The organism is Pseudomonas sp. MLB6B (assembly GCF_054508135.1).
Genome location: NZ_CP199313.1, coordinates 1199356 through 1222778 on the forward strand (window position 1 = coordinate 1199356; position 23423 = coordinate 1222778).

Annotated in this window: 19 protein-coding genes and 1 pseudogene; 13 read left to right on the top strand and 7 right to left on the bottom strand. The window is 65.0% G+C overall.

Features of this window, described 5'->3' with window-relative positions; all coding sequences use genetic code 11:
* Window positions 1-36: 36 nt before the first annotated feature.
* The 4 genes from rsmA to ACSMEV_RS05090 are packed head-to-tail and all read right to left on the bottom strand — an operon-like array spanning window position 37 to window position 5942.
* Window positions 37-843 (bottom strand): 16S rRNA (adenine(1518)-N(6)/adenine(1519)-N(6))-dimethyltransferase RsmA, encoded by an 807-nt coding sequence (gene rsmA / locus ACSMEV_RS05075; RefSeq protein WP_459207516.1) that lies wholly within the window; start codon window positions 841-843, stop codon window positions 37-39.
* Window positions 840-1829 carry a 4-hydroxythreonine-4-phosphate dehydrogenase PdxA gene (gene pdxA / locus ACSMEV_RS05080; protein WP_459207517.1) on the bottom strand — a complete coding sequence of 330 codons (990 nt, stop codon included), beginning with the start codon at window positions 1827-1829 and terminating at the stop codon, window positions 840-842. The genes rsmA and pdxA overlap by 4 nt, the downstream gene beginning before the upstream one ends.
* The gene (locus tag ACSMEV_RS05085; protein ID WP_459207518.1) at window positions 1826-3145 is read right to left on the bottom strand and encodes a peptidylprolyl isomerase; all 1320 of its coding nucleotides are present in this window, start codon (window positions 3143-3145) and stop codon (window positions 1826-1828) included. The genes pdxA and ACSMEV_RS05085 overlap by 4 nt, the downstream gene beginning before the upstream one ends.
* Entirely contained in the window at window positions 3126-5942 is a 2817-nt protein-coding gene (locus ACSMEV_RS05090; protein WP_459207519.1) for an LPS-assembly protein LptD, read from the bottom strand. Before ACSMEV_RS05090 ends, ACSMEV_RS05085 begins: the two co-directional genes overlap by 20 nt.
* A 131-nt stretch (window positions 5943-6073) precedes the next feature.
* On the opposite strand from ACSMEV_RS05090, the gene ACSMEV_RS05095 reads away from it, so the two are divergent.
* The 3 genes from ACSMEV_RS05095 to ACSMEV_RS05105 are packed head-to-tail and all read left to right on the top strand — an operon-like array spanning window position 6074 to window position 8537.
* Window positions 6074-7093, top strand: a complete 1020-nt coding sequence (locus ACSMEV_RS05095; RefSeq protein WP_459207520.1) for an aminoglycoside phosphotransferase family protein — start codon at window positions 6074-6076, stop codon at window positions 7091-7093.
* The gene (gene murU / locus ACSMEV_RS05100; protein WP_459207521.1) at window positions 7090-7761 is read left to right on the top strand and encodes an N-acetylmuramate alpha-1-phosphate uridylyltransferase MurU; all 672 of its coding nucleotides are present in this window, start codon (window positions 7090-7092) and stop codon (window positions 7759-7761) included. Before ACSMEV_RS05095 ends, murU begins: the two co-directional genes overlap by 4 nt.
* A gap of 2 nt (window positions 7762-7763) precedes the next feature.
* Window positions 7764-8537, top strand: a complete 774-nt coding sequence (locus ACSMEV_RS05105) for a TerB family tellurite resistance protein (RefSeq protein ID WP_459207522.1) — start codon at window positions 7764-7766, stop codon at window positions 8535-8537.
* Window positions 8538-8647: 110 nt separating this feature from the next.
* On the opposite strand, the gene ACSMEV_RS05110 is transcribed toward ACSMEV_RS05105, so the two are convergent.
* A complete protein-coding gene (locus ACSMEV_RS05110; protein WP_459207523.1) occupies window positions 8648-9655 on the bottom strand; it encodes an alpha/beta hydrolase family protein in 1008 nt (335 codons plus the stop codon).
* Window positions 9656-9753: 98 nt separating this feature from the next.
* Between ACSMEV_RS05110 and ACSMEV_RS05115 the strand changes: the two genes are divergently transcribed.
* The 9 genes from ACSMEV_RS05115 (at window position 9754) to trpE (ending at window position 20482) form a co-directional block, all read left to right on the top strand.
* On the top strand, window positions 9754-12147 hold the full coding sequence (locus tag ACSMEV_RS05115) for a PAS domain-containing sensor histidine kinase (protein WP_459207524.1): 2394 nt from the start codon (window positions 9754-9756) through the stop codon (window positions 12145-12147).
* The gene (locus tag ACSMEV_RS05120; RefSeq protein WP_459207525.1) at window positions 12144-12773 is read left to right on the top strand and encodes a response regulator; all 630 of its coding nucleotides are present in this window, start codon (window positions 12144-12146) and stop codon (window positions 12771-12773) included. Before ACSMEV_RS05115 ends, ACSMEV_RS05120 begins: the two co-directional genes overlap by 4 nt.
* A 184-nt stretch (window positions 12774-12957) precedes the next feature.
* Complete coding sequence (locus ACSMEV_RS05125; RefSeq protein WP_459207526.1) at window positions 12958-14082, top strand: ABC transporter ATP-binding protein; 1125 nt, start codon at window positions 12958-12960, stop codon at window positions 14080-14082.
* Window positions 14083-14122: 40 nt separating this feature from the next.
* Complete coding sequence (locus tag ACSMEV_RS05130; RefSeq protein ID WP_413049161.1) at window positions 14123-15157, top strand: ABC transporter substrate-binding protein; 1035 nt, start codon at window positions 14123-14125, stop codon at window positions 15155-15157.
* Window positions 15158-15220: 63 nt separating this feature from the next.
* Complete coding sequence (locus tag ACSMEV_RS05135) at window positions 15221-16468, top strand: ABC transporter permease (protein WP_459207527.1); 1248 nt, start codon at window positions 15221-15223, stop codon at window positions 16466-16468.
* Between the two features lie 12 nt (window positions 16469-16480).
* Entirely contained in the window at window positions 16481-17308 is an 828-nt protein-coding gene (locus ACSMEV_RS05140; RefSeq protein ID WP_296269055.1) for an ABC transporter permease, read from the top strand.
* A gap of 131 nt (window positions 17309-17439) precedes the next feature.
* A complete protein-coding gene (gene rpe / locus ACSMEV_RS05145; protein ID WP_296269054.1) occupies window positions 17440-18114 on the top strand; it encodes a ribulose-phosphate 3-epimerase in 675 nt (224 codons plus the stop codon).
* Window positions 18111-18929, top strand: a complete 819-nt coding sequence (locus ACSMEV_RS05150; RefSeq protein WP_459207528.1) for a phosphoglycolate phosphatase — start codon at window positions 18111-18113, stop codon at window positions 18927-18929. Before rpe ends, ACSMEV_RS05150 begins: the two co-directional genes overlap by 4 nt.
* Window positions 18930-19000: 71 nt before the next feature.
* Window positions 19001-20482, top strand: a complete 1482-nt coding sequence (gene trpE, locus ACSMEV_RS05155; RefSeq protein WP_459207529.1) for an anthranilate synthase component I — start codon at window positions 19001-19003, stop codon at window positions 20480-20482.
* A gap of 60 nt (window positions 20483-20542) precedes the next feature.
* Here trpE and estP read toward each other — a convergent pair.
* Window positions 20543-22449: pseudogene (gene estP / locus ACSMEV_RS05160) on the bottom strand (esterase EstP).
* A gap of 84 nt (window positions 22450-22533) precedes the next feature.
* Window positions 22534-22839 carry a hypothetical protein gene (locus ACSMEV_RS05165; protein ID WP_459208395.1) on the bottom strand — a complete coding sequence of 102 codons (306 nt, stop codon included), beginning with the start codon at window positions 22837-22839 and terminating at the stop codon, window positions 22534-22536.
* On the opposite strand from ACSMEV_RS05165, the gene ACSMEV_RS05170 reads away from it, so the two are divergent.
* Window positions 22820-23413 (top strand): aminodeoxychorismate/anthranilate synthase component II, encoded by a 594-nt coding sequence (locus tag ACSMEV_RS05170; RefSeq protein ID WP_459207530.1) that lies wholly within the window; start codon window positions 22820-22822, stop codon window positions 23411-23413. The genes ACSMEV_RS05165 and ACSMEV_RS05170 overlap by 20 nt on opposite strands.
* Window positions 23414-23423: the final 10 nt, after the last annotated feature.

Below are 23423 nucleotides of genomic sequence, written 5' to 3' on the forward strand. Positions count from 1 at the left end.
ACCGGTACACCTGATGGGGGTAGCCTACCGTCGCGCTCAGGCGCCGGCTTGCTGGTCGGCCAACTGATCGGCCAGGCGCACGAAGGCGCTCAGGTCGAGCTGCTCGGGGCGCAGGCTGCCATCCACGCCTGCGGCTTCGATGGCGGCGTTGTCGAGCAGTCCCTTGAGGGTGTTGCGCAGGGTCTTGCGGCGCTGGTTGAAGGCCTCACGGACCACACGCTCGAGCAGGGCAGGGTCCTTGGCCGGGTGCGGTGGCGTCGCGTGCGGTACCAGGCGAACGATGGCCGAGTCCACTTTGGGCGGAGGGTTGAACGCGCCGGGGCCGACGTTGAACAGGTGTTCGACCCGGCAGTGGTACTGCACCATGATCGACAACCGCCCCCAGTCGCCGCCGCCTGGGCCGGCGGCCATGCGTTCGACCACTTCCTTCTGCAGCATGAAGTGCATGTCGCGGATCAGGTGGGCGTGGGCCAACAGGTGGAAGATCAGCGGCGTGGAGATGTTGTAGGGCAGGTTGCCGACCACCTTCAGGCTGCGCTCGGGCACCTGCAACTGGTTGAAGTCGAACTTCAACGCATCGCCCTGGTGCAGGCGGAAGTTGTCGCAGTCGCGGAACTTGTGCTGCAGGATCGGCACCAGGTCCTTGTCCAGCTCGACGACGTCCAGGTGCGCGCCGCTGTTGAGCAGGCCCTCGGTGAGGGCGCCTTGGCCCGGGCCGATTTCCAGCAGGTGTTCGCCTGGTTTGGCATGGATGGCGCGCAGAATGCGGTCGATGACGCCAGCGTCGTGCAGGAAGTTTTGCCCGAAGCGCTTGCGCGCCCGGTGTTGGTAATGCTCGTTCATGGTCGGTTCTCGGCCATCTGGTAGGCGGTTTCCAGCGCGACGCGCAGGCTACCGGTGTCGACGCGGCCGGTGCCGGCGAGGTCCAGCGCGGTGCCGTGGTCGACCGACGTGCGTACGATCGGCAGGCCCAGCGTGACGTTCACCGCAGCGCCGAAGCCCTTGTACTTGAGCACGGGCAAGCCTTGGTCGTGGTACATCGCCAGCACCGCGTCGCAGTGCTCCAGATATTTGGGGGTAAACAGGGTATCGGCCGGCAGCGGGCCGCGCAGGTCCAGGCCTTCGCTGCGCAGGCGCTCCAGCGCGGGTTCGATGATGTCGATTTCTTCGCGGCCCAGGTGGCCGCTTTCCCCGGCATGGGGGTTGAGGCCGCAAACCAGGATTCGCGGCTGGGCGATGCCGAACTTATTACGCAGGTCGTCGTGCAGGATACGCGTGACCCGCTCCAGCCGCTCGGCGGTGATGGCGTCGGCCACTTCGCGCAATGGCAGGTGCGTGGTCACCAGCGCGACCCGCAGGTTACCGGTGGCGAGCATCATCACCACTTGCGCGGTGTGGGTCAGCTCGGCCAGGAACTCGGTATGGCCGGAAAAGGCGACGCCTCCTTCGTTGATCACGCCCTTATGAACAGGCGCGGTGACCATGCCGGCAAAGTCGCCGTTCAGGCAGCCCTTGCCAGCGCGCGTCAGGGTTTCCAGCACGAAGGCTGCATTGGCCTTGTCGAGCTTGCCAGCTACCGCAGGATGGGCCAGGGGGGTGTGCCAGACGTAGAGGCTGCCCGCCGGTGCAGGCGCGTCCGGCCACTGCCCGGGTGCCACTGAATGCAGGTCGATCGCCAGCCCCAGCTGCGTGGCCCGCTCGGCGAGCAGGTCACGGTCGGTAATGGCGATCAGAGGGTAGGGCTGGGCCTGCGTGGCGAGTAGCAGGCACAGGTCAGGACCTATGCCAGCCGGCTCGCCCGGGGTGAGCGCGAAGCGCAGTGGCTTCACTGCGTGGCCTGGTCAGCGCCAGGCAGTTTGATCTCAACGTAGGCTTCGTCGCGAATCTGGCGCAGCCAGGTTTGCAGCTCTTCGTCGTACTTGCGGTTGCGCAGCACGCTCAGGGCTTGTTGCTCACGTGCCTGCTCGGTGCTGTCGGTGGCGCGACGGCCCAGTACTTCCAGCACGTGCCAGCCGTATTGGGTACGGAACGGACGGGTCACCACGCCTTGCTCGGCGGAGGCCATCTGCTCGCGGAACTCGGGCACCAGGCTGTTCGGATCGACCCAATTCAGGTCGCCACCGTTGAGCGCCGAACCCGGATCTTCCGAGAAGCTTTTCGCCAGTTCGGCGAAGTCTTCGCCGTTCTTGATGCGCTCGTAAAGACGTTCGGCCAATTGCTCGGTCGCCGCGTCGCTACGGATTTCGGTAGGTTTGATCAGGATGTGGCGCACGTGAACTTCGTCGCGCAGCACGTTGGCGGTACCGCCGCGCTTCTCCTCGAGCTTGAGGATGATGAAGCCATTGGGAATGCGAATGGGCTGGGTGATATCACCCGTGCTCATGCTGCCCAGCAGCTTGGCGAAGTCCGGTGGCAGTTGTCCGGCTTTACGCCAGCCCATCTCGCCGCCTTCCAAGGCGTTTTCGCTGGCCGATTGGGAAATCGCCATCTGACCGAAGTCCGCGCCTTGGCGCAGTTTCTGGTACACATCGCCAGCCTTGCGCGCGGCCGCTTGGATAGTGTCGGAATTGGCGCTTTCGGGCGTGGGGATGAGGATGTTGGCCAGTCGGTACTCTTCCGACAGCTGCATCTTGCCCATGTCCGAGGCAAGGAAGTTCTTCACTTCCTGCTCCGATACCTGAATACGTTCGGCGACCCGGCGCTGGCGCACGCGGCTGATGATCATCTCGCGCTTGACCTGCTCGCGCGCGTCGTCGAACGACAGGCCGTCGCGCGAGAGCGCGGCGCGGAACTGGTCCAGCGACATGCCATTGCGCTGGGCGATGGTGCCGATGGCCTGGTTCAATTCTTCGTCGGTGATGCGAATGCCGGAACGCTCGCCCAGTTGCAGTTGCAGGTTCTCGACGATCAGTCGTTCGAGCACCTGCTGCTGCAGCGCGCTGGCCGGCGGTACACCGGCGCCGCGCTTGGCGATGGTCTGTTGGACTTCGCGAGTACGCTGGTCCAGCTGGCTCTGCATGACCACGTCGTTGTCGACGATGGCCACCACACGGTCCAGAGGCTGTACGGCGGCATGCACCGCGCCACTCAGCATTGCGACGCCCAGCAGCGCTGGGCGGAGGCGATCAAAAAGCTTGTTCTTCACGTTCGCGGTAACCTTGAATGCCTTGGTCGAGGAAGGATTCGACTTTCTTGCCAGCTACGCTGCCGAGGCCCTTGAGGACGACTTGCAGGAAGATGCCGTGGTCACCCTTCTCGTTTTGTGGGGCCGCCTGGCTGTAATCGTCGAAGTCGAGCCAGTAACGGTTGATCAAGCGCAGTTTCCAGCAGCAGTTGTCGTACTCGAAACCACCCATAGCTTCCAGGGTGCGGTTGCGGTTGTAGTCGTGCTGCCAGCGGGCGATGACGCTCCACTGCGGGACGATCGGCCAGATGACCGAGAAGTCGTGCTGCTGGATCTTGTAGTAGTCCTTGACGTAGTTCGCATCGCCCGGATTGCCATAATCGCCGCCGCCCACTTTCCAGGTGCCGGTCGAGGAGTCGAAGACGACCTGGTCGTTGCGGTAGCGGTAACCGAGGTTGACGATCTTGTTCGGCTCGTCTTCGGGCTGGTAGTGGAACATCGCACTACCCGAACGGGTGCTGTGGCTGTCCGGATCCCAGTTGAAGTCGGAGTTGAAGCGCCAATCGCGGTTGAAGCGGTAGCCGTAGACCAGAGCGTAAGGCGAAACGTCCGAGGTGCTGTCCTGACGATCGCGGTAGTCGATACCCGGCAGTTGCACTTCGCGGTCCTTGAAGTACAGGGCCTGGCCGATGCTGAAGGTCTGGCGCTCGAAGCCGTTGTCCTCGATCCAGCGGGTGGTCACGCCCAGCGACAGCTTGTTCTCGTCGCCGATGCGGTCGGTGCCGGAGAAACGGTTGTCGCGGAACAGCGAGTCGTAGCTGAACAGGGTTTCCGAGGTGTCGAAGATCGGAATGTCTTTCTGGTCTTCCTTGGGCACGTACAGGTAGTACATGCGCGGCTCGAGGGTCTGGCGGTAGTTGGTGCCGAACATCGAGGTGTTGCGGTCGAAGTACAGGCCGCTGTCGACGCTCAGGATCGGGATCGAGCGGTCGATCGAGCTGCTGTAGCTGCCGTAGCCTGCTTGCGAAGATTGCGCCAGCGCCTGAGCCTTGCCTTGGCTGTCCAGATCCAGATCGTACTGGGTATAGACGTATTTCAGCTTGGGCGTGATATAGCCGTAGCTGTTTTCCATCGGCAGGCTCATGGACGGCGCGAGGTTCAACCGCGTACCGTTGGCCCGTGCGATGCCTGTGATGTTTTCATCGATGCGCTTTCCAGGGTATCCGGCATCACCCGCGCTCAAATCGAGGAAGCCGTCTTTGTTGCGAACGAGACCATCTTTCAAATCTCGCTCGAACCGCACCGCTTCTGTCTCGTAATCGAAATTCAAACCACCCGGCTGGAACGGCAGCGTGCCATTCAGAGTGATCTGCGGCAGACGGTCGTAAGGCGTGATCTGCGAAATAGTCGCCATCTCATAGGCATGCGCATTCAACCGCGCCGTGTAGCTGTCGCCACGGTAGGTCAACGCGCCTTGCTGATCGAGGATGTCCTTGCTCTCGACGCCGATCTGATCGGATTCCAGGTCCTGGAAGTAGAACGGGTCGCTGATGTCGGTGTAGTTCACCTCGGTCATCAGGCGTTCGTTCAGACCGCCCTTGTGCTGCCAGTTGACCATCCAGCGGCGGTCCTGGTAGTCGGTCTGGTCCTTGCGCTCGTCGCTGCGGTCGTTCAGGTAACCGCCGCCGAACTGGCCTTCGCTCGATTCGGTGAGGTAGCGGAACTCGCCTTCCATCAACATGCCGCGCTTGGTCATGTAGCGCGGGTACAACGTGGCATCGTAGTTCGGCGCCAGGTTGAAGTAGTACGGGGTAACCAGCGTGAAACCGGAGTCGCTGCTGGTGCTGAACGACGGTGGCAGGAAGCCAGACTGGCGACGGTCGTCGATGGGGAAGTAGATATAAGGTGTGTAGAACACCGGAATATCCTTGACCCGCAGGGTGACGTTGGTCGCGGTGCCGAAGCCGGTGGCCGGGTTCAGCGTGATGTTGTTGCCCTTGAGCTGCCAGGCGTTGCTGCCCGGTTCACAGGTGGTGTAGGTACCGTCTTTGAGCCGGATGATGGCGTCTTCGGCTCGCTTGGCGTACAGCGCGCTGCCGCGGATGTGCGACTTGTGCATCACGTACTCGGCGTTGTCGACCTTGGCCGCGCCCGTGTCGAGCTGCACTTCGGCCTGGTCACCGACCACCAATGAGCCGTTGTCGCGCAGCTTGACGTTGCCCTTGAGCTCGCCGCGGTTCTCGGTCTGGTACAGGTTGGCCTCGTCGGCCTGCAGCTGCATGCTGCCCTGGCGCATGACCACATCGCCGGCCAGGGTAGCGACCTGTTGCTCCTGCTGGTAGCGGGAGACCTTGGCGTTGAGGTAGGTCGGCGACTCGTCCTTGGGCGTGGTGTCGTTCATGCCTGGACGGGTGGGCTCGACGTAGGCGCCGCCGCAATACGGGCCGGTTTCGGCCAGCTGTGCGGGGGTGAGCTTGTCGCGCGGGACCCAGTCGAGGTGGCTGTAGTCGGCGCTGCGCGACTTCAGGCCGCGGCCCTTGGCCTCGGTCACCAGCACGGGTTTGTCCTGGGCGGCGTCGCTGCTTTGCGCGACGTCGCCTTGGTCACCGGCGGCTTGCGCGGCGCCCTTGTGCACAGGCCGTGGGGGGAGGTTGTCTTTGGCTTGCGGCTTGCAGTCCCAGCCACCCGAGGCGGACACTTGGCAGGCGAACTGCTCGGCAGCCATCACCTGCGGCGCGGCCAGGGGTTGCAGGGCCAACAGGCCGCCGGTCACCAGCAACGGAAACTTTCTACGAAACGCGGGGGATTTCAATGCCATCTTATTAGTCCGGGCTTCCTGCGTGCCATCTGCCCGCGTGTGGGGGCCGCACGCCTCTCGATGGTCTGAAAAAGATGCTGGATAATAAAGCATGACCCGCTTGACGGCTAGGGCCGTCGGAGACCCATGTAATGCCCGAACACGATGTACGCCTGCAACACCTGACCGAGTGGCTGAATGAGCAGCTGCCGATCCTCTTCGCGCACAATGGCTGGGGCGCCGTCCCCGCCGGAACATTGACCGCAGCCAGCAGCGACGCCAGCTTCCGCCGTTACTTCCGTTGGCAGGGCGGCGAGCGCAGCCTGGTGGTCATGGACGCTCCGCCCCCTCAGGAAAACTGCCAACCGTTCGTCGATATCGACCGGTTGCTGGGCGAAGCCGGCATCAACGTGCCGCGCATCCACGCCCAGGACATCGCCCGCGGTTTTCTGCTGCTGAGCGACCTTGGGCGCCAGACCTACCTGGACGTGATCGATGCGGACAACGCCGACAGGCTGTTCGGCGACGCCATCGAAGCATTGCTGGCCTTCCAGCGGATGCCTGCCCAGGCGCCCCTGCCTCACTATGACGACGCACTGCTGCGCCGCGAGGTCGAGCTGTTCCCGCAGTGGTACGTCGGCCACGAACTCAAACTGACCCTGACCCCAGCCCAGCAGGCGGTCTGGCAGCAGGTCAGCCAGCAGCTGATCGACAGCGCCCTGGCGCAGCCCAAGGTCTTCGTGCACCGCGACTACATGCCGCGCAACCTCATGCTCAGCACGCCCAACCCTGGCGTGCTGGACTTCCAGGACGCGGTTTACGGCCCGGTCACCTATGACATCACCTGCCTGTTCAAGGACGCTTTCGTCAGTTGGCCGCAGGCGCGGGTCGACGCCTGGCTGCGCAGCTACTGGACTCAAGCGCGGGCGGCGGGCATTCCGGTCCAGACCGACTTCGACGCTTTCCAGCGCGCCAGCGACCTGATGGGCGTGCAACGCCATCTCAAGGTGATCGGCATCTTCTCGCGCATCTGCCACCGCGACGGCAAGCCGCGCTACCTTGCCGACGTGCCGCGCTTCTTCGCCTATATAAAGGAAGTGATCGAACGCCGGCCGGAGCTCGCCGACCTGGGCCAGTTGATCGACGAGCTACAGGCCGAGGCCCGTCCATGAAGGCCATGATCCTGGCCGCCGGCAAGGGCGAGCGGATGCGGCCGCTGACCTTGCACACGCCCAAACCCCTGGTGCCGGTGGCCGGACGACCGCTGATCGAATATCACCTGCGCGCCTTGGCGGGCGCAGGTTTCACCGAGGTGGTGATCAACCATGCCTGGCTGGGCCAGCAGATCGAGGACCACCTGGGCGACGGCAGCCGTTTCGGCCTGCGCATCCACTATTCGCCCGAGGGCGAGCCGCTGGAAACCGGGGGCGGCATCTTCCAGGCGCTGCCGTTGCTGGGCACCGAGCCGTTCGTGCTGATCAACGGCGATATCTGCACCGACTACGACTTCACTGCCCTGCGCCGGCCCTTGCCCGGCCTTGCGCACCTGGTGTTGGTCGATAACCCCGGCCACCACGGACGCGGCGATTTCCGTCTACTCGACGGCCAGGTGCAGGATGGCGACGAGCACGCCGGCAACCTGACCTTCAGCGGCATTTCCGTGCTCGACCCGGCGTTGTTCGAAGGTTGCCGGCCGGGGGCCTTCAAACTGGCGCCGCTGCTGCGCCGGGCGATGGGGCAGGGGCGCGTGAGCGGCGAGCATCATCGTGGGCGCTGGGTCGACGTCGGCACTCCGGAGCGTCTGGCCGAAGCCGAACGCTTGATCACCGGGCAGCCTTGAGCATGTGGTGGCCAAGCACGTTGCTGGGCGCAGGCGCCGGCTTTGCCGTGGCGAACATTCCAGGCGCCTTGTTGGGCGGGCTGCTCGGTCAGGCCCTGGACCGGCGCCTGCGCGTGCGCTGCTGGGCCGATCTGGTCGACCGCTTGCGCGGCCATGGGCCGCTGGGCGACGAAGAGCTGCTGTTCGTTTTGCTCGGCCGGATAGCCAAGAGTGAAGGGCGCGTCGAGCCAAGCCATGTGCGCCAGGCTCGCGATGAAATGCAGCGGTTGAACCTGTCGGAGCCAGCGCGGCTGCGGGCGATCGAAGCGTTCAACCGCGGCAAGGCCGGCAAGGACCGCTTGGGCCATCACCTGCGACGGATCAAGCAGCAGGCCCATGCCAGCGAAGGCACGGTACGCGCCTGCTGGCGCATGGTCTGGGCCGACGGCAAAGCCGGGCGGCGCGAGCAGGCATTGCTGGCCGACTGGGGCGCGCAGCTGGGGCTTGGGCGTTTGCAGGTACAGGCCCTGGCCCGCGATTACGCACCCGACACCGCGCGACCTGGCCCGGCTGAAAAGCCGGCCCTGACCTACGCGGCCGCGCTGCGCCTGCTGGGCGTGACCGCTGGCAGCGAACCGAGGGCCATCAAGCAAGCCTATCGACGGCTGCTCAGCCAGCACCACCCCGACAAGCTGCAAGGTCAGGGCGCCAGCACCGCCCAGGTACGCGTCGCCACCGAGCGTACCCGCGAGCTGCATCTGGCCTATGCGGTGGTGCGTAAGCGCCATGGGCTTTAAGAGCGCAGCGGCGTGTCAGATGAGCGCATCGACCGCTTATGCGGCGTTCACCGAGGACGGCGACCTTCGCCCGACGGGCGCGAATCGCCGAACCCGCAATCCCTTCGCGTTCATGGCGACCCGCTCAACCACCCCTTGACCCGCCTGAACACCTGCTCCTGCTGCGCCGCACCGTCACCGGGCGCGGCGATCAGCGACAGTTGCCGATAGGGGCTGTCCTTGACCCGCTTGGTGGCCTGCAAGCGCTGCTCGGCTGCGCGTTTGTCCTGATCGCGAATGGCGTAATAGATGTCGGCGGTGGGCACCTTCAGCGTCGGCAACAGGCTTTGCAGCGTGTCGTCGACGCGCGCTGGCGTCTGCGCGGCAACCATCACCAGCTTCTGCACTTCGGCAGGCTGCTGTTCGCTGATGAAGCGTGCCGCCCAGTAGGCGCCGCTGCCGTGCCCGAGCAGTACGATGGTTTGCGCGTTCTGCGACTGGGCGTAGGCGATCGCCGCCTTCAAGCGGGCGAAGATGCGTTCGGCGTCGGCCTGCGAATGCTGGTCGCCCGCCTGCGCCGCGTCGCTGCTCTCGGCGCTGTCGGGCTCGGGCGAGGTGGCTTGGGCGACATTGGCGTTGGCGTCGTCCGGCGTGTCCTTGGCCGGTGCGGTCTGCCCGTCGGCAGGCGCAGGCGTGGGGCTCGGCGTTTCTGCACGTGCATGTGGCCGTTCGGCGACCAGGTCGGGCAGCGTCACGCTCAGGCTGTGCCAGCCGCTGTCGGGCAGCTTGCGGCGCAGCGGGCCGACGCCATTGGGCCAGTCCGCGCTTTCGCCCGCACCGGGCACGATGATCACCGCGCCTTTGGGGTCGGGGTCGTTGGCCGGTTTCCACAAGGCCAGGAAGCTGTCGCTGCCGGCTTCCAGCGTACGCTGTTCGTCCTTGGGCACCAGGCGCTGCAAGGCCTGGGCTTCGTCCGCGCTGCGATCGGCCAGGGGCGGCCTGGGCGCGGGCGCGGTGGCCGACGTCGCCGGGGCAGCCTCGGACGCTGCCGGCGCCGGTTCATCGGCGGCATGCGCGACGGGCGATAGTGCGGCAACCAGGCAAAAGGCCACCAGCGACGGACGATAAAGTGAGAACATCGGCTTACCCAGCGTCAGAATGTTCTCCGCAGACTAATGGTATTTTCCTTCCCAGGCCACGCATGATGGCCACCCCTTTGCCTGGATGCGCGTTAGCGATGAATCCCGTTCGTTGGCTGTTGATGCTCTGCTGCTGGTGCCTGCTCAGCGGTGCGGCTGTGGCGCAGACGCCGTCGGTGACCTTGGAGCCGGCGCAGCGCCAGTGGCTCGACGCCCACCGCAGCCTGCGCGTGGGCCTGGTGCTGCAAGCGCCCTATGCCCAGTTCGACCGCCGTCTACAACAGTTGTATGGGGCCAACGTCGAGCTGGTTACTTGGCTGGCGCAGGCCTTGCGCCTGGACCTCACCTGGCGCAACTTCCCAGACCAGGCAGCGCTGGAGCGGGCCTTGCAAGCGGGCGAGATCGACTTCGCCCCCGGCCTGACCCAGACCCAGGCCAGCTTGCGCAGGTGGCTGTTCAGCGACCCCTACATGCGCGTTCCGCAACGCGTGGTCGGCCTGCGTACCGGCGCAGTGGCAGTAGAGCTGGAGCGCCTGGGCGTCGATGAGCGGGTGGCGGTGCGCATGCCCAGCGCGCTGGCCGACTACCTGCGCAGCAACTATCCCCAACTCAACCTGCAAGGCGTGCCCAACGAACGCACGGCCTTGCAGTGGACGGTGGGCGGGCAAACCGCCTACGCAGTGCTCGACGAAGCGCAGCTGAGCCGGCTGTCGCGCGAAAGCGAGTTCGCCGACCTGGCGGTGGTCGGCGACATCGGTCTGCCGCAACTGCTGCGCATCGGTTCGCGCCCCGATTGGCCGCTGTTGGCCGAGGTGTTGCAGCGCGGCGTGCAGGCCATGCCCGGCAAGACGCTGGAGCAGATCCATCAGCGCTGGTTGCAGCCCAAGTACCCGCGCTTCGCCGAATCCGCCGGCTTCTGGCAGAACCTGGCCTTGCTGCTGAGCGTGCTGCTGATGTGCGCCGTGGCCATCCTGGTCTGGCAACGCCGCCAGCAGCGCCAGCTCGAGCGGCACCTGCTGGCGACCCGCGAGAAACTCACCGAGCGGCAGTTGCGCGAAGAATCCCTGCGCCTGAGCCAGTTTTCCCTCGACCAGAGCGCCATCGGCATTCTCTGGGTCAACTGGGACAGCCATGTGCGCTACGCCAACCGGGCCGCCGAGCGCATGCTCGGCTACCGCGAAGGCGAACTGCTGGAGCGGCCGTTGATCGACATCGAGCCGAGCCTGCACATGGACCGTTGGCTGGAGGTGTGGAAGCGCGCCCGCAGCGGTGACGACATCGAACACGTCGAGAGCCACTGCCAGCGGGTCGACGGTACGTTGCTGCCGGTCGACCTGTCGATGTCGTTCCTGCGCTTTCGCGATGGCGAGTATCTGGTGGTGTTCCTCACCGACGTCACCGAGCGGCGCCGCGCCCTGGCCGCCCTGCGCGAAAGCGAGGCGCGCCTGAAGGGCATCGCCGGCAACGTGCCCGGCCTGGTCTTTCGCCTGGAGCGCGACCCCAGCGAAGGTCGCCTGGAGTTTCCCTACATCAGCGAAGGCAGCCTAACGCTGGTCGGCTATTCGCCGGCCAGCCTGCAGCACCCGGACATGGGCCTGCGCGGACTGGTCCACCCCGACGACCGCGCCGACTACCACCGCGTGCAGGACCTGGCCTTGGCCAACGACCGGGATTGGTCATGGCAGGGCCGCATCCTCACCCGCGAGGGCGAGCGGCGCTGGGCCGACATCAAGGCCAGCAGCCGGCACCTGGGCGACGGCCGGGTGGTGTGGGACGGCGTGGTCTGGGACATCACCCAGAGCAAGCATGCCGAACAGGCGCTGGAGCGCTCTCAGGAACAGTTGCGCGAGCTGTCGGCGCACCTGGAAAGCGTGCGTGAAGAAGAAAAGGCGCGCATCGCCCGCGAGGTGCATGATGAGCTGGGGCAGATGCTGACGGTGCTCAAGCTCGAGGTCTCGATGTGCGAACTGGCCTACGCCGAACTCGATCCGGGCCTGCACGAGCGGCTGTCGAGCATGAAACGCCTGATCGCCCAGTTGTTCCAACTGGTGCGCGATGTGGCCACGGCGTTGCGCCCGCCGATTCTCGATGCCGGCATCGCCTCGGCCATCGAATGGCAAGCGCGCCGCTTCGAGGCGCGCACGCAGATTCCCTGCCTGGTGCGGGTGCCCGAATCCCTGCCGGTCTTGAGCGACGCCAAGGCCACCGGCTTGTTTCGGGTATTGCAGGAAGCCCTGACCAACGTCATGCGCCACGCCCAGGCGCACACGGTGCAGATCGAACTGGTGCACGAGCATCCGTTGCTACGCATGACCGTGATCGACGACGGCGTGGGTTTCCGCCCAGACGCTTCGCGACCGACCTCGTTCGGCTTGGTCGGCATGCGTGAGCGGGCCTTGATGCTGGGCGGCAGCATGACCTTGGACAGCGAACCCGGCGAAGGCACCAGCCTGAGCGTGGCCATTGCAGTGGAACAGGAGGAGCGCGCGTGATTCGAGTAGTGGTGGCCGAAGACCACACCATCGTCCGGGAAGGCATCAAGCAACTGATCGGCCTAGCTCGCGACATGCAAGTGGTGGGCGAGGCGGGCAATGGCGAGCAGGCGCTCGAGACCCTGCGCGGTACGCCGTGCGAAGTGGTCTTGCTGGACATTTCCATGCCCGGCGTCAGCGGTCTGGAAGCGATCGCACGGATTCGCGCGCTGAACGACCCGCCGGCGATCCTCATGTTGTCCATGCATGACGAGGCGCAGATGGCCGCCCGGGCGCTGAAAGCCGGTGCGGCAGGGTATGCGACCAAGGACAGCGACCCGGCGCTGCTGCTCACCGCCATTCGCCGCGTGGCGACCGGCGGGCGCTACATCGATCCGGCACTGGCCGATCGGATGATCTTCGAAGTCGGCCTGACCGATTCGCGGCCGCTGCACACCTTGCTCTCGGAGCGTGAGTTTTCGGTGTTCGAGCGCCTGGCGCAGGGCGCCAACGTCAACGACATCGCCCAGCAACTGGCGCTGTCGAGCAAGACCATCAGCACCCACAAAGCGCGGCTGATGCAGAAGCTGCAAGTGCATTCGCTGGCCGAATTGGTGAAGTACGCCTTGGCGCACAAGCTGCTTTGATCGTCCGCAACGGGGCGCAGCTGGCGCCTCCCACGGCATATCCAAACACGACAAGCGTGTAGGGATTGCCCTACACGCAATCTTCCATTCGGATGATGGCATTCTCTCAGCACCGCCGATTTTCCTCGCTCCACACCTCCACTAGCCTGTGCTCACGGCAGTCATCCAATAAAAAGGTGCAGGTATGAGTGAGGTGAATTCGAGCGGCGCGGTCGGCGAGACGCTGGTCAGCTTTCGCGGCGTACAGAAGAGCTACGACGGCGAAGCGCTGATCGTCAAGAATCTCAACCTGGACATCCGCAAAGGCGAATTCCTCACCTTGCTCGGCCCGTCCGGTTCCGGCAAGACCACCAGCCTGATGATGCTGGCCGGTTTCGAAACGCCCACCGCCGGTGAAATCCAGCTCGCCGGGCGCTCGATCAACAACGTGCCGCCGCATAAGCGCGACATCGGCATGGTGTTCCAGAACTACGCGCTGTTCCCGCACATGACCGTGGCCGAAAACCTCGCCTTCCCCTTGAGCGTGCGCAACCTGAGCAAGACCGACATCAGCGAGCGGGTCAAGCGCGTGCTCAACATGGTGCAGCTCGACAGCTTCGCCAAGCGCTACCCCGGCCAGCTCTCTGGCGGCCAGCAGCAGCGTGTGGCCCTGGCCCGGGCATTGGTGTTCGAACCCCAGCTGGTGCTGATGGACGAACCCCTCGGCGCCCTCGACAAGCAGCTGCGCGAACACATGCAGATGGAAATCAAGCACATCCACCAGCGCCTGGGCGTGACCGTGGTCTACGTGACCCACGACCAGGGCGAGGCGTTGACCATGTCCGACCGCGTGGCGGTGTTCCACCAGGGCGAGATCCAGCAGATCGCCGACCCGCGCACCCTCTACGAAGCGCCGAGCAACACCTTCGTCGCCAACTTCATCGGCGAGAACAACCGCCTCAACGGCACCTTGCTGCAACGCGACGGTGAACGTTGCCACGTGCAGCTCGGCCGTGGCGAGCGGGTCGAGGCGCTGGCGGTGAACGTCGGCCAGCCGGGCGAGCCGGTGACCTTGTCGATCCGCCCGGAGCGGGTACGCCTCAATGGCCACAGCGAACAGTGCGCCAACCGCTTTTCGGGCCGCGTGGCCGAATTCATCTATTTGGGCGACCACGTACGGGTGCGCCTGGAGGTGTGCGGCAAGACCGATTTCTTCGTCAAGCAGCCGATCGCCGAGCTCGATCCGAGTCTGGCCGTGGGCGATGTGGTTCCGCTGGGTTGGGCGGTCGAGCACGCGCGAGCCTTGGACCCTGTCGCCCAAGCCCATTGAAGGTGTCTGTCACCAACGTCCTACCGTGGAGAGAACAATAATGCACAAGCAGTTGAAACTGACCGCCCTGGCACTGGGCCTGACCCTCGCCGGCCAGGCCATGGCCGCCGACCTCACCGTGGTGTCCTTCGGCGGCGCCAACAAGGCCGCGCAGGTCAAAGCCTTCTACGAACCATGGGAAAAGGCTGGCAAGGGCAAGATCGTCGCCGGCGAGTACAACGGCGAGATGGCCAAGATCAAGGCCATGGTCGACACCAAGAGCGTGTCGTGGAACCTGGTCGAGGTGGAATCGCCGGAACTGGCCCGTGGCTGCGACGAGGGCATGTTCGAAGAACTCGATCCGGCCTTGTTCGGTAACGAATCCGACTATGTGAAAGGCGCTATCCAGCCTTGCGGCGTCGGCTTCTTCGTCTGGTCCACGGTGCTGGCCTACAACGCCGACAAGCTCAAGACCGCACCGACCAGCTGGGCCGATTTCTGGGATACGAAGAAATTTCCGGGCAAGCGCGGCCTGCGCAAGGGCGCCAAGTACACCCTGGAATTCGCCCTGATGGCCGACGGCGTAGCGCCCAAGGATGTCTACAGCGTGCTGGGCACCCAGGAGGGTGTGGACCGCGCCTTCAAGAAGCTCGACGAGCTCAAGCCGAGCATCCAGTGGTGGGAAGCCGGCGCCCAACCGCCACAGTTCCTGGCCTCCGGCGACGTGGTCATGAGTTCGGCCTACAACGGCCGCATCGCTGCGGTGCAGAAAGAAAGCAATCTCAAGGTGGTGTTCAACGGCGGTATCTACGACTTCGACGCCTGGGCCATCCCCAAGGGTGCGAAGAATGCCGAGGAGGCGAAGAAGTTCATCGCCTACACCCTGCAGCCTGAACAGCAAAAGGTGTACTCCGAGAACATCGCCTATGGCCCGGCCAACGGCAAGGCGGTCGACCTGCTGTCGGCCGAGGTGAAGCAGAACATGCCCACCACGCCGGAGAACATCGCCAATCAGGTGCAGATCGATGTGGCCTTCTGGGCCGACAACAGCGAACAGCTGGAGCAACGTTTCAACGCTTGGGCTGCGAAGAAGTAATTCGCGCTGTGGGAGCGCCGGCTCGGCCGGCGCACCTGGTTTTTCCTGATTCCGGAGTCCGTCATGGCCATTGCAGTGCCCCTCAATGAAGGCGCAGGTCCCAACCTCAAGCAGCGCCTGAAGCATGCCGAGCGGGTCAACCGCTGGAAGGCGCAGGTGTTGATCGCACCGCTGGCGCTGTTCCTCCTGCTGGTGTTCCTGGTGCCCATCGCGGCACTGCTGTACAAGAGCGTCGGCAACCCGGAAGTGGTTGGCGGTCTGCCGCGCACGGTGCAGGCCATCGAGCAGTGGGACGGCGCCAGCCTGCCGGGCGAAGACGTCTACCGCGCCCTCAGCCAGGACCTGGCCGAAGCGCGCAAGAACCAGACCTTGGGCGACCTGTCCAAGCGCCTGAACATGGAGCTGGCCGGCTACCGCAGCCTGCTGGCCAAGACCGCGCGTGCGTTGCCGCTCAAGAGCGAGCCCACCTCCTATAAAGAAGCCTTGCAGGGCATCGACGAGCGCTGGGGCGACCCCGCCTACTGGCAGGCGATCCGCCGCAACACCAGCAGCGTGACCTCGTTCTATCTGCTGGCCTCGGTCGACCACCGTATCGACGACCTGGGCGAGCTGGCCAAGACTTCGCCCGACCAAGCCATCTACCTGGATATCTTCGCCCGCACCCTGTGGATGGGCGTGGTGATCACCGGCATCTGCCTGCTGCTGGCCTACCCATTGGCGTACCTGCTGGCCAACCTGCCGACGCGGCAGAGCAACCTGCTGATGATCCTGGTGCTGCTGCCGTTCTGGACCTCGATTCTGGTGCGCGTCGCCGCGTGGATCGTATTGCTGCAATCGGGCGGCCTGATCAACAGCGCGCTGATGGCGCTGGGCATCATCGACCAGCCGTTGGAGTTGGTGTTCAACCGCACCGGGGTGTACATCTCGATGGTGCACATCCTGTTGCCGTTCATGATCCTGCCGCTGTACAGCGTGATGAAGGGTATTTCGCCGAGCTACATGCGTGCGGCCATTTCCCTGGGTTGCCACCCGTTCGCCAGTTTCTGGCGCGTGTACTTCCCGCAGACCTATGCCGGGGTCGGCGCCGGCTGCCTGCTGGTGTTCATCCTGGCCATCGGCTACTACATCACCCCGGCGCTGCTCGGCAGCCCCAACGACCAGATGGTCAGCTACTTCGTGGCCTTCTACACCAACACCAGCATCAACTGGGGCATGGCGACCGCGCTGGGCGGCCTGCTGTTGCTGGCCACCGTGCTGCTGTACCTGATCTATAGCTGGCTGGTCGGCGCCAGCCGCCTGCGCCTGAGCTGAGGAGCGTTCGTCATGCTGAGCCCTTACATGTCGCCCGTGGAGCGGGCGTGGTTCTACGGCCTGCGCATTCTCTGCGGCCTGGTCCTGTTGTTCCTGGTGTTGCCGGTGCTGGTGATCGTGCCGCTGTCGTTCAACAGCGGCAGCTTCCTGGTGTACCCGCTGCAAGGTTTCTCGTTGCAGTGGTACCAGGACTTCTTCGGCTCGGCCGAGTGGATGCGCGCCTTGAAGAACAGCGTCATCGTCGCGCCGGCGGCCACGGTACTGGCCATGGTCTTCGGCACTCTGGCGGCGATCGGCCTGACCCGTGGCGATTTCCCCGGCAAGTCGCTGGTGATGGCCCTGGTGATTTCGCCGATGGTGGTGCCGGTGGTGATCATCGGCGTGGCCAGCTACCTGTTCTTCGCCCCGCTCGGGCTGGGCAACAGCTTCCTGTCGCTGATCCTGGTGCATGCGGTGCTCGGTGTGCCGTTCGTGATCATCACCGTGTCGGCCACGTTGCAGGGTTTCAACCACAACCTGGTGCGCGCTGCGGCCAGCCTCGGTGCCTCGCCGCTGACCGCGTTCCGCCGGGTGACCCTGCCGCTGATCGCGCCGGGGGTGATTTCCGGGGCGCTGTTCGCCTTCGCCACCTCGTTCGACGAAGTGGTGGTGACCCTGTTCCTCGCCGGCCCCGAGCAGGCGACCTTGCCTCGGCAGATGTTCAGCGGCATCCGCGAGAACCTCAGCCCCACCATCGCCGCGGCAGCGACCTTGCTGATCGCCTTTTCGGTGGTGCTCTTGCTGACCCTGGAATGGCTGCGCGGGCGTAGCGAGAAGCTACGCACCCAACAGCCGGGCTGACCACATCTACAAGGGAGCTGGCGCTTGCCTGCTCCCAATTGCCTCGGCCGATGCGGATTGATACCAATCAGCGCCGAAGCATTTCCCTGAGTTACAATGCGCGCCACCGTGATTCCACCAACAGGTGCGCCATGCAGCCCTACGCTATTGCCCCCTCCATCCTTTCCGCCGATTTCGCTCGTCTGGGCGAGGAAGTCGACAACGTACTGGCCAGCGGCGCCGACATCGTCCACTTCGATGTGATGGACAACCACTACGTCCCCAATCTCACCATCGGCCCGATGGTCTGCTCGGCCCTGCGCAAGCATGGCGTCACCGCGCCGATCGACGTGCACCTGATGGTCAGCCCGGTCGACCGCATCATCGGCGACTTCATCGAGGCCGGCGCCACCTTCATCACCTTTCACCCCGAAGCCACCCAGCACATCGACCGTTCCCTGCAGTTGATCAAGGACGGCGGCTGCAAGGCCGGCCTGGTATTCAACCCGGCCACCAGCCTGGACGCGCTCAAGTACGTGATGGACAAGATCGACATGGTCCTGCTGATGAGCGTCAACCCAGGCTTCGGCGGGCAGAAATTCATTCCCGGCACCCTCGACAAGCTGCGCGAGGCGCGTGCCTTGATCGACGCCAGCGGGCGCGACATCCGCCTGGAGATCGACGGCGGCGTCAACGTCAACAACATCCGTGAAATCGCCGCCGCCGGCGCCGACACCTTCGTCGCCGGGTCGGCCATCTTCAACGCCCCCGACTACCGCGAAGTGATCGACAAGATGCGCGCCGAACTGGCCCTGGCGCGCCCATGAGCGGCTTCGAGCAGCTGTTCCCAGGCACGCTGCCCCGGCTGGTGATGTTCGACCTCGACGGCACCCTGGTCGACTCGGTACCGGACCTGGCCAGCGCCGTGGACCACATGCTGCTCGAACTGGGCCGCCCGCCGGCGGGCCTCGAATCGGTCCGCCAGTGGGTCGGCAACGGCGCCCCGATACTGGTGCGCCGGGCGCTGGCCGGCAGCATCGAGCACGCCTCGGTCGACGACGAGCTGGCCGAGCGGGGTCTGGCGCTGTTCATGGAGGCCTACGCCCGCAGCCATGCGCTGACGCAGGTCTACCCCGGCGTGCGCGATACCCTGCGCTGGCTGCGCGCCCACGACGTGCCGATGGCGTTGATCACCAACAAGCCCGAGCGTTTCGTGGCGCCGCTGCTCGACCAGATGAAGCTGGGCGAATTCTTCAAGTGGATCATCGGCGGCGATACCCTGCCGCAGAAGAAGCCCGATCCGGCCGCACTGCTGTTCGTCATGCAGATGGCCGGCGTCAGCCCGCAGCAGGCGTTGTTCGTCGGTGACTCGCGCAGCGACGTGCAGGCCGCCAAGGCCGCGAACGTCCCCTGCGCGGCGCTCACCTACGGGTACAACCATGGCCGCCCGATCAGCGAAGAAGCGCCGAGCCTGGTGCTCGACGACCTGCGCCTCCTGATCCCCGGTTGCGTCGTCACAGCCACTGGGATAACGTTGCCCGACCTCAAACCGTCCAAGCACAGAGAGCCTCCCGTGGTGGTCACCGGCAAATTCTGGATGAAAGTCATCAAGGCCCTGGCCCGCTGGCGCTGGCGCGCCTGACGCCCCCGCCGACACCTGTCGGCCCGCCCGTTCGCCTTCATCCATTGCTGTCCGCCCCCTTGAGGCTACCCATGACCCGCGAAGACTTCCTGCGCCTGGCCGCTGCCGGCTACAACCGCATTCCCCTGGCCTGCGAAACCCTGGCCGACTTCGATACGCCGCTGTCGATCTATCTCAAGCTCGCCGACCAACCCAACACCTACCTGCTTGAATCTGTCCAAGGTGGCGAGAAGTGGGGCCGTTACTCCATGATCGGCCTGCCGTCGCGCACCGTGCTGCGCGTGCACGGCTATCGGGTGAGCATTCTGGAAGACGGCGTCGAGGTGGAACAGCATGAGGTCGAAGACCCGCTGGCCTTCGTCGAAACCTTCAAGGACCGCTACCAGGTCGCCGACATTGCCGGTCTGCCACGCTTCAATGGCGGCCTGGTCGGCTACTTCGGCTACGACTGCGTGCGCTATGTGGAAAAACGCTTGGGCGCCTGCCCCAATCCCGACCCACTGGGGGTGCCCGACATCCTGCTGATGGTGTCGGACGCAGTGGTGGTGTTCGACAACCTGGCTGGCAAGATGCACGCCATCGTGCTGGTGGACCCGGCCGACGAACAGGCCTACGACCTCGGCCAGGCCCGCCTGCAAGCCTTGCTGGCCACGCTGCGCGAGTCGATCGCGCCGCGCCGCGGCCTGGACCTCTCGGCCTTGCCGGCCGCCGATCCGCAGTTCCGTTCCAGCTTCACCCAAGGTGACTACGAGCGCGCAGTCGATACCATCAAGCAGTACATCCTCGCTGGCGACTGCATGCAGGTGGTGCCATCGCAGCGCATGTCGATCGACTTCCAGGCCGCGCCCATCGACCTGTACCGCGCGCTGCGCTGCTTCAACCCGACGCCCTACATGTATTTCTTCAACTTCGGCGACTTCCACGTGGTGGGCAGCTCGCCGGAAGTGCTGGTGCGGGTCGAAGACGAACTGGTCACCGTGCGCCCCATCGCCGGCACGCGCCCGCGCGGTGCCAACGAAGAAGCCGACCGCGCCCTGGAAGACGACCTGCTGTCGGATCACAAGGAAATCGCCGAGCACCTGATGCTGATCGACCTGGGCCGCAACGACGTGGGCCGGGTTTCGGCCACCGGCAGCGTGCGCCTGACCGAGAAGATGGTGATCGAGCGCTATTCCAACGTGATGCACATCGTGTCCAACGTCACCGGTCGCCTGCGCGAGGGCTTGACGGCGATGGACGCCCTGCGTGCGATCCTGCCGGCCGGTACCTTGTCGGGAGCGCCGAAGATCCGCGCCATGGAGATCATCGACGAGCTGGAGCCGGTCAAGCGCGGCGTGTACGGCGGGGCGGTGGGCTATTTCGCCTGGAACGGCAACATGGACACGGCCATCGCCATCCGCACGGCGGTGATCAAGAACGGCGAGCTGCACGTGCAGGCCGGTGGCGGCATCGTCGCCGACTCGGTGCCGGCGTTGGAGTGGGAAGAAACGCTGAATAAGCGTCGGGCGATGTTCCGCGCCGTGGCTCTTGCCGAGCAGACGCCTAACGTCTGACCCGTTCGGGATGAAAAGACGGCGCTCACGATGAGCGCCGTCTTTCGTTGTGGCGGGGTGTCAGAAGTCCAAGCTCAGCGCCAGGCCCACCCCTTGTTGCGTCACGGCATCGCTCTTGCGCCAATCGTAGTTGCCGCGCAGGGTCAGGCCCGGTGTCAGGGCCTGGCTTAGCCCCAAGCTGGCGCGGGTCAGGTTGCTGTCCGGGCGGTAGCCGGTCAGGGTGAAGTCATTGCCGGGCAGGCTGGCCAGGTGCAGCGTCACGTCCTGCTGGTCGTTCTCGAATTCGTGCTCGCGGGCCACTTCGGCGAACAGCCGGGTGGTCGGCGCCACTTGCAGGCTGCCGCGCAAGCCCGCGCCGAGGCGGCGCGAAGTGCGTTCCTGGTCGTCTACGCCGAGGGCCGTGGCACGTTGGCTGCGCTCCTCATAGCCATCGACCTTGACCCGTGCGTAGTCGGCGCTCAGGAACGGCGACAGCTGCCAGCGGCTTTCGACCGGTGCCAGGTCGAAGCCCACCCGACCGGTCACCGCCCAAGCCTCGCCATCGGTGTCACTTTTCTCGCTGCGTTCGTTCACGCCCAAGGCGAAGGTACGTTTGAGGTCGCCATAGTCCAGATGCCCGGCGGTCAAGGCGGCATCGGCCCACCAGCGGTTCTGGCGAAACTCGGCGAAGGCGCTGGCCAGGTAGCTGTCCAGGCGATAGGTCGAGTCTTGGGCGCCGGCTTCCAGCTTCTGCCGGTACACGCCACCGGCCAGGCCCACGCGCCAAGTCTCGTTCAGGCGATAGCTGCCGCCCACGGTCAGGTTGTAACCACGGCCATCGCCTTTGGCGGCGCTGCGCTGGCCGTCGAAGTCCAGATCCTGCGCACCGGTGGCGACGATGGCCTGCCATTGGCCGATGCCCTGCCAGGGCGTCTGCCATTGCGCGCGCAGCTCGTCTTGCTGGGCGCGGATACCGGCGTGGGCCATTTCCGGCAACAGGGTGAGTTCCCATGGGGCGGCGAGAATCGAGTAACCGTAGTCGGCGATCAACTGTTGGCCGGCGATGGTGGGGTGGACCGAATCGTTGAACAGCAGCTTGGTCGGGTCGGGTCGGGTGTGGTGCCGTCTATGCCGTAACGCGGGTTTTGTGTGCAGCCGTCGCCGCTGTAGCAGGTGGCGATCAGGTTCTGGTCTGTCGCCAGGCCGAACTCGCCGGGATTGGCGAGCGCTTCCTTGAGCAGGGCAGGGACGTTCAGCGGGATGATCTCGGCATCGATCTGCCGCAATTGCGCTACCAACGCTTGGTTGAACACCCCGGACAACTGCGACAGCGGGCCTTGCATCGGCGTACCGGCATAGTTCGGCGTTTGCCCCAGATCGGGCAGCAGCCACACCATCATGTAGCGGGCGCCGCCTTGTTGCAGCGCTTGGGCGCTGGCCGCCAGGCGTGTGCCGGCCGCCGCGGCGCCGGCGGGGCTGGTGACCAGGCCTTGCAGGAAGTCGTTGCCACCGCCGGTGAGGTAGTACAGCGCGTTCGGATCGGCGCGCAGGCCGTTGGCCAGGTAGCCGGGGCGCTCGCGCAGCACCAGGCCGGCGAAGTCTTTGCCAGGCGGAATCACCAGTTCCGAGGTGTCGGTGATCGAGTCGAGCACCTGCTGGGTGGTGTAGCCGCCTACGGCCCAGTTGTTGCCGTCCGGCAGCCGATTGATCTTGTTGTACAGCGATGTGGAGGGGCCGAGTTCGCTGGCGCCAATGCCCAGCTTGCTGCCGAGGATCATCGGCGACACGGGCGCGTAGGCACCGCTGGCTTCGCGGTTGGTGAAGCGCAGGCCGGTCGCTTGTCCGGTCGTGTCGGGAAACTGCCCGGCGTCGCTCAGGCTGTCGCCGAAGACCATCAACGTGGAGTAGGGGGTGGGTGCCGCCATGGCCTGACTGCCGGCCAGCACCAACAGGCCCAGCAGCGTTCGCAGGAAAGGAGGTTTGCGCATGTGTGGATTCCGCTTCGTTGTTGTTATTGGATCGAGCCGGTCGAACATAGCAAATCCGCACATCGGGGTAATTCAACACTTCGTTTACCAGGCGTTGCGGCCTTGTTGCGCCCGCTCCGCCGGTAGGCTACTGTGCGATCTCGAATGAGCGAGACCTATCCCGTGTTGATCGTCAGCAAACTCTTGATGCGCGTTATCAAGGCCCACGCCCGTTGGCGTTGGCGCGCCTGACTCTATCCCCTGCCGGTTCGCCCGGCCCGTTTCCGATTGCTTCTCCGATGTGTCGATCACTGCCCAGGCAAATGGCCTGCGGCTGTGCCCGATCTCGAAGCACATATCCAAAGTCAGTGGAATCAAGAGGTTCAGCCCGATGTTACTGATGATCGACAACTACGACTCCTTTACCTACAACGTCGTCCAATACCTGGGCGAACTCGGTGCCGAGGTCAAGGTCATTCGCAACGACGAAATGACCCTGGCCCAGATCGAGGCGCTCGCCCCCGAACGCATCGTCGTCTCGCCAGGACCGTGCACGCCCAGCGAGGCCGGGGTTTCCATCGAAGCCATCCTGCATTTTGCCGGCAAGCTGCCGATTCTGGGCGTGTGCCTGGGTCACCAGTCCATCGGCCAGGCCTTCGGCGGCGATGTAGTGCGCGCGCGCCAGGTCATGCACGGCAAGACCAGCCCGGTGCATCACCACGACCAGGGCGTGTTCGCCGGTCTCAACAACCCTCTCACCGTGACCCGCTACCACTCGCTGGTGGTCAAGCGCAACACCCTGCCCGACTGCCTGGAAGTGACGGCCTGGACGGCGCTGGAGGACGGCTCGATCGATGAAATCATGGGCCTGCGTCACAAGACCCTGAACATCGAAGGTGTACAGTTCCATCCCGAGTCGATCCTGACCGAGCAGGGTCACGAACTGTTCGCCAACTTCCTCAAGCAGACCGGCGGCCGCCGTTAAGGACAACCCA

What these genes read in the sequence shown, in the direction of transcription:
- rpe (WP_296269054.1), top strand. Translation starts at nt 17,440, where the DNA reads ATGCAGCCCTACGCTATTGCCCCCTCCATCCTTTCCGCCGATTTCGCT.
- ACSMEV_RS05150 (WP_459207528.1), top strand. Translation starts at nt 18,111, where the DNA reads ATGAGCGGCTTCGAGCAGCTGTTCCCAGGCACGCTGCCCCGGCTGGTG.
- ACSMEV_RS05095 (WP_459207520.1), top strand. Translation starts at nt 6,074, where the DNA reads ATGCCCGAACACGATGTACGCCTGCAACACCTGACCGAGTGGCTGAAT.
- ACSMEV_RS05135 (WP_459207527.1), top strand. Translation starts at nt 15,221, where the DNA reads ATGGCCATTGCAGTGCCCCTCAATGAAGGCGCAGGTCCCAACCTCAAG.
- ACSMEV_RS05130 (WP_413049161.1), top strand. Translation starts at nt 14,123, where the DNA reads ATGCACAAGCAGTTGAAACTGACCGCCCTGGCACTGGGCCTGACCCTC.
- ACSMEV_RS05140 (WP_296269055.1), top strand. Translation starts at nt 16,481, where the DNA reads ATGCTGAGCCCTTACATGTCGCCCGTGGAGCGGGCGTGGTTCTACGGC.
- murU (WP_459207521.1), top strand. Translation starts at nt 7,090, where the DNA reads ATGAAGGCCATGATCCTGGCCGCCGGCAAGGGCGAGCGGATGCGGCCG.
- rsmA (WP_459207516.1), bottom strand. Translation starts at nt 843, where the DNA reads ATGAACGAGCATTACCAACACCGGGCGCGCAAGCGCTTCGGGCAAAAC.
- ACSMEV_RS05105 (WP_459207522.1), top strand. Translation starts at nt 7,764, where the DNA reads ATGTGGTGGCCAAGCACGTTGCTGGGCGCAGGCGCCGGCTTTGCCGTG.
- ACSMEV_RS05090 (WP_459207519.1), bottom strand. Translation starts at nt 5,942, where the DNA reads ATGGCATTGAAATCCCCCGCGTTTCGTAGAAAGTTTCCGTTGCTGGTG.
- ACSMEV_RS05110 (WP_459207523.1), bottom strand. Translation starts at nt 9,655, where the DNA reads ATGTTCTCACTTTATCGTCCGTCGCTGGTGGCCTTTTGCCTGGTTGCC.
- ACSMEV_RS05170 (WP_459207530.1), top strand. Translation starts at nt 22,820, where the DNA reads ATGTTACTGATGATCGACAACTACGACTCCTTTACCTACAACGTCGTC.
- ACSMEV_RS05115 (WP_459207524.1), top strand. Translation starts at nt 9,754, where the DNA reads ATGAATCCCGTTCGTTGGCTGTTGATGCTCTGCTGCTGGTGCCTGCTC.
- ACSMEV_RS05125 (WP_459207526.1), top strand. Translation starts at nt 12,958, where the DNA reads ATGAGTGAGGTGAATTCGAGCGGCGCGGTCGGCGAGACGCTGGTCAGC.
- trpE (WP_459207529.1), top strand. Translation starts at nt 19,001, where the DNA reads ATGACCCGCGAAGACTTCCTGCGCCTGGCCGCTGCCGGCTACAACCGC.